The organism is Flavobacterium reichenbachii (assembly GCF_002217435.1).
In the GTDB taxonomy this organism is placed as follows: Bacteria; Bacteroidota; Bacteroidia; order Flavobacteriales; family Flavobacteriaceae; genus Flavobacterium; species Flavobacterium reichenbachii.
Genome location: NZ_MUHF01000003.1, coordinates 110,209 through 125,002, shown reverse-complemented (window position 1 = coordinate 125,002; position 14,794 = coordinate 110,209). Strand labels below are relative to the sequence as shown.

Here is a 14,794-nt window from a genome sequence, read left to right as displayed (position 1 = left end):
TCGTTTATCTTAATTGATGGTTGATAATTTTTTCATGTACTATTTTAGAAGAGAATCGATTTGGATATTCTTCCTCGAGATATTCAGATAGTTCTTTTAAATTCTGATATTCAAAGAACAATGTTGGATATAATTCTGCACCCAGCTCTTCTTCCATAATTTTAACTAATGCAATTAGTTCAGAAGAATCTATTCCCATATCCATGAAATTCTTTTCGGATGATATTCTCGAAATATCTTTGGAACTGCTCGTTTGCAGTACTCTTCTTAAAAACAACTCGGCCTGTTCTTTCTTAATTTCTTCACTATGTTCTGATAATTTGGTAATTTCTGAATCTGTAAAAATTGTTCTCTTACACACAAAACCAGTAACCTCTCCAATAACATCTCCTTTAAGTGAGTAAAATTTAAAATCAGCCTCAATAATTTCCCTGTTCGTTTTTACAATTTCTCCAATCACGAAACATTGTTTAGGTATTTTTTCATATATTTTCAATTCCTTTATCATTAATGGAAGAAAAGCAGTATCCATATCTTTAATCAATGCCAGTGCTGTTACCAATCCGCCATTTAATAGCACTGGATCAATTAGCTTATACTCATGAATTCCCTCCTGTTCTGGAAGTCTTAGTTCAGCCAGACTCTTATTTTCTCCAATAAAAATTTTTTCAATAACCCGCAGGCTTTCTCCTTGCATAATTCCTTTTTCCAGATCTTTTTGATAAAAAGCTTCTTTCTCTAAGGTCAAAGCTGCATTTTCCTTTAGTATCTTAATTTCAGAAAGGCAATTGAGAGGCATTATTAGAAGATTTTCTTCTAGTTTTCCTTCAGCAATATCAATTATAGAATCTGTATCTGTACTTTCACTTGAAACACTAAACGTATCATTTGCTAAACTGACCGCAATTTTAATTTGCTCATTACTATTTAAAATAACTTGATTTTTAAATAAAATGCGAGATAAAACAAGCGCCTTTTCCGACTTTGTAAATAACAGATTAGTTACCAATCCTAAAAAAGTTGTTCCTAAGAGTACTCGATTGCCATTTATTAAATGATCTTTCAAATAAGCTTCCTGATATGAAAATACCTCACTTAGCGAATTTACTAATGGCTCTTTATTAGTTATTTCCCTTATTTCTTCACCAAGCCAATATGATTTATTTGAAAGTCGTTCAACTACTAATGGTTTTCGCAGAGATTCAGTTTTATTCTTATTATTTTCAATAATCAAATGACAGTTTGTTCCTCCAAAACCAAAACTTGAAATAGCAGCAATTTTATGTTCTACATTCCAATCTTTTAAACTTGTATTAGGATAAAAAGGCGACTGACTAAACTTAAATCTTGGATGTGGGTTTTCACAGTTTATTGTGGGTACGATCTGATCATATTGCATTTGAAGTAAAATCTTAATCAGACCGGTTACTCCCGCAGCAGTCATATTATGTCCTAGATTACTTTTTACTGATCCAAGAGCACAGAATTCTTTCTGTGATGAGTATTGCTGATAAATTTCCGTTGCCGCCTTCACCTCGATCGGATCACCCAAAAGTGTTCCTGTGCCATGCGCTTCATAATAGGAAATATTTTCAGGAGAGATAGATGTTTTGTCTAATGCTTTTTGAATTACTTCCTTCTGCCCCTCTTTATTGGGTACTGTTAATCCCATTGTTTTCCCATCATTATTTATTGCTGAGCCTATAATGGCACCCAGTATATTGTCTCCATCCCTTTTGGCTTGCTCATATCCTTTCAGCATAACCAATCCTCCTCCTTCGCCTAAAACAAATCCTTCTGCCCGTTCATCAAATACATAACTATGTCCATCTCTGGATAACACTTTTGCCTGGCTAAACGCAATATGCCCAAAGGCATCAACAAGTATCGATATACCTCCTGCAATTGCCATTTCAATTTTTCCATTTAAAATATCTTCGCAAGCATGATGAATAGCAACAAGTGAGCTTGAACAAGCGGTATCAATGACCATACTTGCTCCTTTGAAATTATAAAAATCAGAAACTCTTGCAGCAATCATATTACTGATATTGTTCACAATTACATTTTGATGCGTTCCTTTGGGAAGTAAATGGTAATTATTACGTACATAATTATTGTCTTTTGCTCCAACATAAACACCCGTATTAGAATTAGCTATTTCTTTTTTATTGTAGCCGCAATTTGCTATTAACTGACGTGTCAGTTCTAGGGTAAGTCTTTGTTGCGGATCCATTGAAAGTGCTTCATCATCACTTATCTTAAAATATACAGCGTCAAATAATCCTGGATTATTTATAAAACCTCCTTTATCTGTGTAGGTTTTATCTAGTTCTTCTTGTTCAGAAAAATAATCACTCATATCCCAACGTTCTTTAGGTGTGTTTGAGATAAGCTCTTTTCCTGCTTTAAGATTGTCCCAAAATTCTTTGATATTGTCTGATCCGGGTAAATGACAAGCCATTCCTATAATGGCTATTTTTTTTTCATTTTCAGAGGATTCTTCTGTTATGATTTTTTTAGTTTCTTCAGTACTTTTTTTGATATCTGGAAAATCTGCCTTTTCTAAAAATGATTCTTTTATCATTTCTTGAGAAACAAGATCAACTAACGGTTTTTTTATGTTCTCTGATTCTAAAAAATCAGCTAGTAATTCAATAGTAGGATAATTCACAATAATAGTTGGTTCCATAACAGTCTTAAAACGTTCTTCGAGAGCATTAAGAATACTCATCATCATGATTGAATCTACCCCGTATTCTGTAAAATCAACATCTATATCGATATCTTTTTCTTCGATTTTCAAAAGTGAACCACAAATTTCTTTGAGAATTTTTTGGATTTCTTTTACTGAATGTTTTGCCTCTTGGACTACTTGAATAATTTGATTTTCAGTCTGATTAGAAATTAGTGCTTTTTCTATTTTTTGAGATTCACCAAAAGTTATGATGCAATAATCAAGATCGCATGTTAATAATTTTTCAAAAACAATCACACCTTCCTGAGCTGGAAGAGGCTCCATACCCCATTTCTTTTTCAGAAAAACCTTGTTTTGATCTGCCATTTTTATTCCGCCATCTTCCCATAATGGCCAGTCAATACTAATCGTATGCCCATTCCTTTTATCTTTTGCTGCCAGTTCATTTCTATGTCTTGCAAAACTATTCAGATAAGCATTGGCAGCACTGTAACATCCCTGACCTGCACTTCCAATTACAGCAGTTATGGACGAAAACAGCACCATAAAATCTAATGCTTCATATTGTGTAGCTTCATCTAAGAATTTTACTCCATTTATTTTAGGAGCAAAAACAGTTGCAATTTCTTCTTTTGTTTTATTTACTATTAAGCTATCCTGAGTTGTCCCAGCGCAATGAATCAATCCTTTTATCGCACCAATAGTTTGCTTAATTTCCCCGATGCATTTAAAAACATCTTCCCTATTGTTGAGATCACAATTATAGTAGCTGGCATTATTCCATTTCTCTAACAGAACCTTACGGTTTGCATCCAGCTTAGATTTTCCAAGAATCACTAAACGTACATCTTCTGTTTTAGTAATATATTCTGCCATGATCTGACCAAGTCCGCCAAATCCCCCCGTAATTATATAAACTCCATCTTTTTCTATTCTGCATTCTTTACCAGATTCTATTGATAAAAAAGATTCTGTCTGTTTTACTTCTCGTACTCCGTTTACATATCTTACTTCATCTTCATCTCTGCCAATTTCAGCTTCAATATATCCTGTTATTTGGTCCAAATCCCGAATAGTTATGGAATCTAAACCTAATAATTTTCCGTTTATTTTTGGAAACTCCAATTTGGCAGTTTTTAATAATCCACTCAGAAAATCAACCTGTAAATAATCACTGTTTTGATACACAAGTAACAATTGAATGCTTCCCTGATTATTGTATTTCTTAATCATAGTGCTTATTTCCCACCATTTTTCAATCTCATTAGCAGAAGAAAATAACATCACCTCAATCTCTAATTCTTCTTGTAATTTTTCCGCCAGTAATAAACTACCTTCATTGAGTAAAACAATAGTTTTGCATTCATTTTGCCTTTTACTTTCAATCCCTGACTTCCAAACAGAGTGATATAATTGAACTTTTGCAGAGCTCTCCAGAATTGATTGTTGTAACTGTTTTATTGGTAATGCTGTAAAATCAACAAAGTTCAGTACTTCTTCTCCTTCGCTGTTTAAGAGATGGATTTGATAAGAAGAAACTTTGTTATTTTTATTTTGTGATTTCTCAACATAACACCACAATTCTCCTTGAAGGGAATCAAATATGTTAACCTCTTTAACGCTAAACGGCAATTCCTGACCTTGCATGTTATTTAAGAAACTAAATCCTGCACACGTTTGAAGTGCTGAATCCATTATTCCGGGAGGTAATAAATAACCTTCTTCTGTCTTTGGAAGTATAATTTGTGATAAAGCTTCAGAATCGCTGTAATACAACTTTTTTATTCCCTGAAAGGTTTCGCCGTAATCGAGTCCTAATTTTTTGAAATGAAGATAACAATCCTCCTGATCGCGATTATTCGTGAGCTTTCCTCTTAAAGATGTAAGGTCAAATTTCTTCTTTGAACCCTCATTTTTTGTTTGGAATTTTCCTCGACTATGTATTTTTAAGTTTCCTTCAGATTCACTATAAATTTCATAACCAATGACGTCATTTTTCTCTAGAATAGTAATACCTATCTTTTCAGATACCCCTTTTACACTTATGGGAGTCAACCATGTAACATCTCTGAGTCCTGTTATTTTTTTATCTAGAGATAATGCTCCTGCCGCTCTTGCCAATTCTAAATAAGCTACTCCCGGAAGCATTTTTTCTCCATTAACCTGATGATCTCTTAAAAATGGTTCATCACCAAAATAGGTACTTGTAAAATGCTGCTTTATTAAAGTAGATTCATTTTGATGCACTAAAGGATGAAGTTTTTCTGCATATGTTTGATTTGCAATACCATTATCTGAGGTGCTTACCCAGAAATATTTCTTTTCAAAAGGATAAGTCGGCAAACTAATTTTTGTTGGAGTGAAATTGTTATCATAAAGAGTATTCCAATCAACAGCAACACCATTTATCCATAATCGAATTAGAGATTGAAAATCCTTTTGTTCTAACACACTATCAGCATATTCCTTTTCTTCAATATCTTTTAATCGAAAATCAAGAGCCGGCTTCCGAATATTACCGGTTGTAATGTTTTCATTATTACCGACCAAATATGCTGAAAGAACATCAATAACCATATGATAATCAACTGCTTCAAAAGCCAATCTCTCGTCCATATGTTCACGACCTACCTGCAAAGTATAAGCTACATTTTGCAAACTAAGATTTGGTTTTTCTTCAAAATAATTTAGTAAATCCTTAACCCTCTCTTTTAATCTCGATAAATTTTTTGCAGAAAGCAAAATTAGAAATGGTCCTTTTTCTTCCTTAATATGTACTACTTTTTCAGGAATATATTCTTCTATTACAATATGTGCATTACTTCCTCCTGCTCCAAAACTGCTAATTCCAGCAATTCTTGGCTTTCCCTGTCTTCTTTCCCATTTTGTAGTCTCCTTTTGAAGATAAAATGGCGTGTCAGTAAAGTTCAAATAAGGATTGGGAACTTCTAAATGGACATTTCCTGGAATGGTCTCATTTTTAATTGCAAATAACAATTTTATCAAACCAACTATTCCCGCAGCAGCCTCAAGATGCCCAACATTTGTTTTCACACTTCCTAAACCGCAATGCGGCTCAGAAGGCAATGGCAATCCATTATCTTTATAAAGTTGTTTGAATGCTAATTTCAGTCCTTCACATTCTACCGGATCTCCTAAATGTGTACCTGTACCATGTGCTTCAATGTATCCAACATCTCTTGGATCTATCTTTGCTGTACGATAGGCTTTTAATAGTAATTCTTTTTGTGCATTAGAGTTTGGAGAAGTCATTGTATTGGCTTTTCCTCCATGGTTTACAGCAGATCCTTTAATAAGTCCATAAATAGGATCTCCATCGAGTTTTGCTTTACTTAATTTTTTTAAAATGACGATACCTACTCCTTCTCCACGTACATATCCATTTGCCTTTTCATCAAATGTTTTACATCTTCCATCCTCGCTCAATACTCCTGCCTGACTAAAAGACAAAGTGAGTTCCGGAGTTAGCAAAGCATTCACTCCGCCAGCAATTGCCATTTCACAGTCACCATTGTGTATATTTTCAATTGCTCTGTGGATTGCTATTAATGAACTTGAACAAGCTGTATCAATTGGCTCACTTGGACCATGAAGGTCAAGCAAATAGGATATTCTGTTAACAAGAACAGACTGAGAATTTCCAGTAGTCGCTAGCGTACTGTTACTGATGTCTGTATTTTTTGCTATTAGCGTTTTATAATCAGAACTCGAACATCCAATATATACTCCAGTATTTGTACCTTTAATTTTACTTGCTGGTATTCCTGCATCTTCCAAGGCATTATAAACAGCCTGAAGCGTAATGCGTTGTTGAGGATCCATTAGTTCTGCCTCAGCTGGAGAAATATTGAAATATAAAGGGTCAAATGTCCCTATTTCTTCAATAAAACCTCCCCATTTAGCTTTAGTTTTATTTTTTTCTTTGGATGAATCACCATAAATAGCTTTCCAATCCCATCTCTCTACCGGGATCTCTGTTATTAGATCCTTATTCTCTTTGATACTATTCCAAAAATCCTCCAAATTTTTTGTTCCCGGAAATCTTCCGCTAATTCCAACTATAGCAATTGGATCTTCTTGCTGATGTTCGAACTCAATTATCTTACTCTTCGTGAATCGAGGAGTTTCTGCTAAAATCAAGCCGCTTCGTTTCTCATTTGTTTTCTTATTATCTTCAGAAAATTGATTCGATACTGTTTCATTGCTTTTTTCAATTTCATAGGTCAAACCTATTTCTATTCCGTAATTTTCAATTAGGTGCACGGTTAAATCCAAGACTGTTGAACTATTAAAAAATACCGTCGGGGTAATCTCTAATTTATACAATTGACTTAATTCATTTGCAAATTTCGTTAGGGAAACCGAATCAAAACCATAGGTGCCAAATTCTTCTTCCTTCTTGATTTTATCTGGATCGAGTTTGATTAGTTTTGATATGATGGCAAGAATGCTGTTCTCAATTTTAGAGTTTAAATCATTATCACGCCATGTCTCGAAGTTAACATTTTTGGAACTATTTCTTACCTTGATATCTGTGTTTCTAGGAGTCGTATACAATCTTTTCTCTATTATGTCTTTTATTCCATAATAAACAATTACCTGATTAAAATCAGTGTTAAGTATTTTATGCAGAGCGGCTATACCTTTATTATTACCAAGTGAAACTATTCCCCATGATTTTTTCACTTCTTTCTTAATGCTATCCGGTAATTGCATGCCGCCTTCTTCCCATAATGGCCAGTTAATACTTATAGTCTTTCCGTATCGTTCACCATTATCCCGCATTTCATTACGATATAGGGAAAAAGCATCTAAATAGGCATTTGATGCTGCATAATCTCCCTGTCCTGCATTTCCTGTAATACTCGCTATTGAAGAGAATAAAAGCATAAAATCTAATTTTTCAGATTTTGTAGCTTCATCTAGGTTTTTGACTCCTTGGATTTTTACATTGAGGACAATTTGTGCTTCTTCTTTTGTTTTATCATTTAAAAAACTATCTCTAATTATTCCTGCACTATGAATTATTCCATTTATGGCTCCAAAGTCTTTTTTTATCTTTTCAATACAATTCTGTACTTGTATACTATTCTCTATATCACACTGCAAGTAGCTAATTTTGGCAGAATCACTTATGCAATCTGGCAAATCCCCTATTTCATTTCTACGACCTAAAAGAATAATTTTAGTTTTTTTTGTCTTGCTTATTTCTGTTGCAATTATTCTTCCTATCCCTCCAGATCCTCCAGCTATAACATAAAGGCCTTCCTCTTTTATTTGATTAATATAGTTATCACTCTGCAAGTGGATAGGTTTTAAAACTTTTACTGTTCTCAGATCATTTTCATATCGCACTTCCAATGCTTCTTGTGAACATTCTTCATGGATAATATTACAAACATGTTCTGCAGATCTGTTTTTAATTCCTGTTAAACTTATTATTCTAAAATCCAGGTTAATATTTTCTATTTTTGCTGTACGCAGCAATCCTGTTAAAAAACTGAATTTTATCTCGTTTGCCACATCAAATAGCAATATAAGATGAACTGGAATCTTACTTTTATTTTTTTTCTGAATCAGATTCAACAGTCTGAAAAAGGTTTCGTACTCATTAGGCTCTTGAAAATTGAAAATCTCTTCTGTAAAATATTCGCTTATTTTTTTTTCAAATTCAGAATCTTCTCCCAGAATGATCAGGGAGCTATTTTTATTAATCTCTAAATTACTATTCTGGATTAATGGTACATTTTTCCAAACGTTTGTATAAAATAAAGTCTGTTCTTGCTCATCATTATTGACAATAGGAAGCGTTACAAAATCTTTCATACTAACCAGTACTTCTCCGGATTCATTCAAAATAAATAATGTATAACTACTAATTCTGTCTTCATTTTCTGTCTCATTTTTAATAGCATAACACCAAACTGTTTCTTTTAACTCAGCATGAATAGAGATTTCTTTTAAACTAAAAGGTAAAAACAATGATATATTCTCTTTATTAAAACTAAAAGCTGCACAGGTTTGCAGAGCGCTGTCCATAATTCCAGGTTGTAGAACATATTGCCCATTTAATGGCAGCGTTATCTTAGAAAGTGCCTCATTTTTATTAAAATGTAACTCCTGAATACCTTGGAAGCTTGGACCATGTTCTAATTGAAGAGATTTGAAAAAATCATAACAATCTGATCCTTTTTTAGTTTGATTCAGCCTGCTTTTAATTTTAGACAAATTAAAATTTTCTTTGATTTCTGGTATATCATAAGTTAACAGACCTGTGCAGTGTTCAATATCTTCTGTTGAATAAATACTAAAAGACAATCCATTTTCTAAAGGGAAAAGATTAGTATGAACTGCTACTGCAATATCGTCTATGTCAACCGGACGCAACCATGCTACATTTTTAATAACAGATATTTTCTCCTGAGCTACACGTGCTCCTGCCTCTCGACACATTTCTAAATAAGCAACTCCGGAAAGGATTTTCTTTTTTCTTACAATATGGTCTTCAATTACCTGTTCTTTACCTGTAAAGTGCGTTGTAAATCCCAATTTATATAGGGTTGAAGTATTTTCATGTAAGAGAAGATGCTTAGTATTCGTCGCTAAGGATACATTCATCTTGAGGGACTGGAACCAGTATTTTTCTTTGGAAAATGGATAAGTGGGCAAGCTTATTTTATTGGGTTTTTGGTAATTATAAAGCAAACTCCAATCAATGGTAACCCCATTGATCCATAGTTGTCCTAAAGTTCTTATTTCATTATTTTTAATAATTGTATCTACAAAAGTTTTCCCTGCCTCATTGTCAATTAGTAAATCGATACCACTTGAAGCGTAATTTCCAAGCATCAGGTTTGTCTTGTCTCCCGCAATATAATCTTCTATTTTTTGTATAAGTTGTGCTTTATCAGCCACTACAAAAGCTAATCTCTCATTCATTACAGTTCTTCCAACTTGTAGAGTGTAGGCAATATCATCAAGACTTACGTCTTCGCTATATTCAACAAATTTTTGTAATTTATAGGCAAGCTCTCTCAAGCGCTCTGTATCTTTTGCCGATATTAAAATCAGATTTTCTTTGCTGGTCTCTACTCTGGCAGGTTGAGCTGTAAATTCTTCAATAATAAGATGTGCATTGCTTCCCCCTGCACCAAAACTACTAATACCAGCAAGCCTTGCCTTATCATCTATCTTGTTCCATTGTTCCAGTTTTTGCTGTACCTTAAAAGGGCTTTTTTGAAAATTAATATTGGGGTTTAATTCTGTAGAATGTAGTGATGGAACTAATAAATTATGCTTAAGCTGTAATATAATCTTTGTTACTCCAGCAATTCCTGCTGCAGATTCACTATGTCCAATATTCGACTTAACAGAACCAATGCTGCAAAATTGCTTTTTGGCAGTTCCAAATGCCTTTTCTAAACCTGCTATTTCTACCGGATCCCCCAGGCTAGTGCCTGTACCATGTGCCTCAATATAACTTATATCATTGGGGTCTACACCTGAATTTTTAATTGCACTGCTAATTACATCAGCTTGTGCTGTTGGTTTAGGTACCGTATATCCATTGGCTTTACCTCCATGATTTACAGATGAACCTTTTATAACCGCATAGATACGATCTCCATCTAACAGTGCGTCGCTAAGTTTTTTTAGCACAATCGCACCAACTCCTTCACCAGGAATAAAGCCTTCTCCTTTAATACCAAAGCTTTCACATTTCCCTCTATTGGATAAAAAAGCGCCTCTGCTCAGCATCAAATATTTGTTCGGATGTACTGTGATGTTAACTCCACCAGCTATTGCCACTTGTGTATGACCCAACTTTAAGTCATTACATGCCAAATGAATTGCTGTTAAAGAAGAGGAACACATAGTGTCAACTGCCATGCTTGGTCCTCTAAAATTGCAATAATATGAAACTCTGTTGGCTATACTGCTGGCACTTCCTCCTAAAACTAAAGGGTTTCCTTTTAAAGATTCTTCAGCACCAAATAATTGGTATTCCTCGTACATTACTCCAACGTAAACTCCTGTTTTCTTTTCGGCTAACTTCTCTACTGCATATCCTGCATCCTCAATAGACTCCCAGGCTGTTTGTAAAAACAGTCTCTCTTGCGGATCCATTCTTTCTGCATCTAGTGGGGATATATTAAAAAATAAAGGATCAAACTGATCTATTCCGGTTAAAAAACCGCCATAATTACTGTTAATGGTGCCGTCTTTCCCTTTTTCAGTATCATAATAATTTTCATTATTCCATCTTTCAGTCGGAATTTCGGTAATACAGTCTTTGCCTGATTTTAAATTTTCCCAAAACTCTTCAATTGAATCGGCTTTCGGATATTTACCACTAATTCCAATAATAGCGATTGGCTCATTGTTATTTAATGCTTGTACTTCTTCTTCTTTCTTTTCTTGTACTTTAGAGAAAGGTTTTTCTTCAGAAGATTCTATAATTTTCTTTTGAGGCTGTTCTGATGCTTCATTTTCCCTAAAGTATTCGATATGATTCTCTAAAAAATAAACCGCCAGCTCGTTTATATTTCCATATTCAAAAAAGTTTGTCGCAGATACCTCTCCTAATTCATTTGATAATTCCTTCGATAGTGTTCCTATTAGGATCGAATCAACACCCAATGCCGCAAATGGCGTATTGAGACCAATTCGGCTTTCTTCCAATTTAAGAATTTTTGAAAAGATTTTTCTAAGATATGTGGTTACTTTAAGCTTATATTTTTCTTGATCCAATTCTACTGTAATAGTATTATTTACTTTTGACAGCTGTGGTAAGGTTTTATCAACAATATTCAAATCAAATGTAATATTACCATCACTTACACATGTAATGATTTGTTGTGGTAAATGTGCTGTACAAGAATTAGATTGAATCTTATTAAAACCTAGTTCTTTAAAAACCGTTTTCCAATTCTCAGAAGAGAGTCCGGGACTTCCCTCAAGTCTTATCTCATCATCGTTATAATTCCACCATCCGTCAAGAAGTCCAAATGTCAGTGTACTGAAAAGTTCTGTCTTGGCTAACTCATTCAAGATCAAAACACCGTCCTTTTTAAGAACCTGTTTGATATTTTTCAGAGTACTTGCAATATTTTTTGTTGCATGTACCACATTCGAGCCAATCACTACATCAAAACTTCCAAGTTCAAAACCTTGTTGTTCCGGAGATTTTTCAATATTAAAAATTTGTGTTTTTAGATATGGAGCATCTCCCTTAAAATTTTGCTCAGCATGCAACAGAAAACTTTGTGAAACATCAGTATATACATATTCAATTTGTTGCTGGCAAGATTTAAGTTTTTCAAACATAAACTGGCTGGTTCCGCCTGTTCCTGCTCCAATTTCTAAAATTCTGATTTTATGAGAAGTTTTTAATTTTCCTATTCCATCTGTAACAGATTCTGACAGTATTTGGTTAAAATAATCCGACTGATCTCCACTATTGTAAACATCACTAACAAGTTCCATACTGCCAAAAGGAAAAATTATATCGGTAGCATTCTTAAAACCAAGTAAGATCTCATTAAAAGATGCCATACATATTTTTAAAAGATTAGCATAAGAATTATACTGACTATTATTGATAACGAAAGTACTAAGTGCTTTATCAAAATTGAATAAGTTAATTTCCTGCTGGGCTTTTTCAGTTATGGTAATTTCATCGTTTGCAATTAGTATATAGTTTTCGGCACATAATTCCCTTAGAAGCTCGGTGAGCAATCTGCGATATTTTGGCTGTATATCTAATTCTTCGACGAGAGTATTTACTTTGGTACCATTTCCGATTCCAAACTCTAATAACTTCTGATACACTATTTTGACACAAATTTGTCTAAAAGCTTCTTCAACCCCTTCACTATAATCATAAAGCTTAATATCGGTTAACTGAACATCCAACTCTGTTTCAACTGTTATTGAGGTCATTGCCTCTTTTTGAACCAAATTATACATTGGGTATTTAATCTGATCACTCAGTTCTACGGCTATAATCTGATTTAAATTTTGTTTGAGTGTCTCCTCCAAAACTTTCATTCCTTTTGAGGCCGTAATACTCCCAATTCCCAAAGCAGCCATGCTCTCACGATAATTTTGCGAACTCACAATTCCTGTTTCTCCCCAGTATCCCCAGTTTATGGTATAGCAAGGTATTTTGGTGTTTTGGTTAATAAAACGACTCAAACTATCTTTGTAACTGCAGCCTGATGCATAATTTGCCTGTCCCTTCGCACTCCATTGAGACTGAACTGAAGAATAAAAACAGATAAAATCGAGGTTTTTATCTTGAAAAGACTCGATAAAATTATGACTCCCGAGAGATTTTGGAAAATATGATTTCTCAAAATCCGAACTCGTCATGTTGGTCAGAAGCCTGTCATGCAAAACAATAGCTAAATGGAATAAACCATTAATCTGATCATAATTTAGCTTAACCTGTTGATAAGCATTTTTCATACTTACAGCATCATTTGCATCACAACAAATATAAAGCGGCTCTATTCCATTTACAGCGGATTGTTTTTGTGCCAACTGAATTTCAGACGTCAAAGGACTTCTTCCTAACCAAACAATTCTTGCATTATATTTTTGCATTAAATAGCGGCTGGTCACCTGTCCTATTCCTCCTGATCCTCCTAGTAAAACATAAACTCCATCTTGTTTTAATTTGCTATTGTCTGAGGTGTTAAGCGTAATGGGATATAGTTTTTGCTGGTAAAAGAAATTTTCTCTAAATGCAATAATTTCTCCATTATAATCATACGGGAAATTATTAATTTTTTCTATATCGCCACTTTTTAATTCTAATGATGAAAGATCAATCAATCGAACTTGGCAATTCGTCTGCTCTTTCGCAAACGATCCTATCAGTCCTGCTATTCCTCCTCCATAAATTTCACAAGAATCCTGATTAAAAACCTGTACTGTTTTCAAAGTCAGGACTGTTAATCGTACAGATTTATTGCCGTAAGCAGCTTGTATTTTTTTTATTTGTTCAAATACTATTATTTCGGCTCCCAGAAATGAATTTTTATCTCCAGTTGAAAAAAGACCGTTCAATAAAAAAATATCCGTATCATCCAAAATGATGTCAGGCACCTCCTCTAAAATGGTACTTTGTGTTGACTGTAAAGACAAAATTAATTGTAACTGGTGTAAAAAATTTTCATCTTTAGCTCCTTTCCCAGTAATCAGGAGTGCAGATTTCAAATTTTTAATTGGCTTATGTATAATTGGCAAACGACTCCAGACTGGATGGTAAATAATTGCTGTTTCTTTTTTGTCTATTTCCTTTTGAATTGGAAGTGTAACAAAATCTTTTAAACTCACTAATAATTCGCCTTTTCCATTCAGAACTTGTATAGTATATGAATTAATATTTGCTTTCTGATTGTCTTTCTTTATATAAGCCCAGATTTCAGTGTCTAAATTTTCATGAATTTCAACTGTTCCCACGCTATATGGAACTTCAATTCCCTTTTCTTCACTAAAGTTAAAACCTACACAGGCCTGAAAAGCATTGTCTATTATTTCAGGAGTGAGTACAAGAGAATTTGCTGCAGTATGCAATTCAATCCTTGCCAATGATTCATGATCTGAATAATATAATTCCTGAATTCCCTTTAATTGCGCTCCATATAAAATCCCTATTTTTTTAAAATGATTGTAACAATCTTTTCCAGATTTAAAATTTTCAAGTCTTTTTTTTATGGAGTCAATATTAAAAGGAGATACTTCTTTTAATTTTGCTGTACCAAAATATCCAGATGTTACAATTCTTTCCTTTTCTTGGGTAACATCATAAATTTCATAAGATAACACGCCCTTATTCTCGAAAATCCTAGTTTCTACTTTGGTTGCATTAGTTTTACTTTCAAGCATATCAATCCAATTCACATTATGAATTGAGGTTATCTTTTCATCTGAACAAATTTCACCTGCTGCTCTGGCTAATTCCAAATATGCAGCGCCAGGTAATACTTTCATGCTATTTACTTCATGGTCTGTAAAAAAATATTCATCTCCGGAAAAAATACTTTTAAATTTTCTTATTTTCATTCT

Annotated in this window: 1 protein-coding gene; it reads right to left on the bottom strand. The window is 33.7% G+C overall.

The genetic code is table 11. The features are described 5' to 3' along the window. Positions 1-4: 4 nt before the first annotated feature. Complete coding sequence (locus B0A68_RS03855; RefSeq protein ID WP_035684579.1) at positions 5-14,791, bottom strand: SDR family NAD(P)-dependent oxidoreductase; 14,787 nt, start codon at positions 14,789-14,791, stop codon at positions 5-7. Positions 14,792-14,794: the final 3 nt, after the last annotated feature.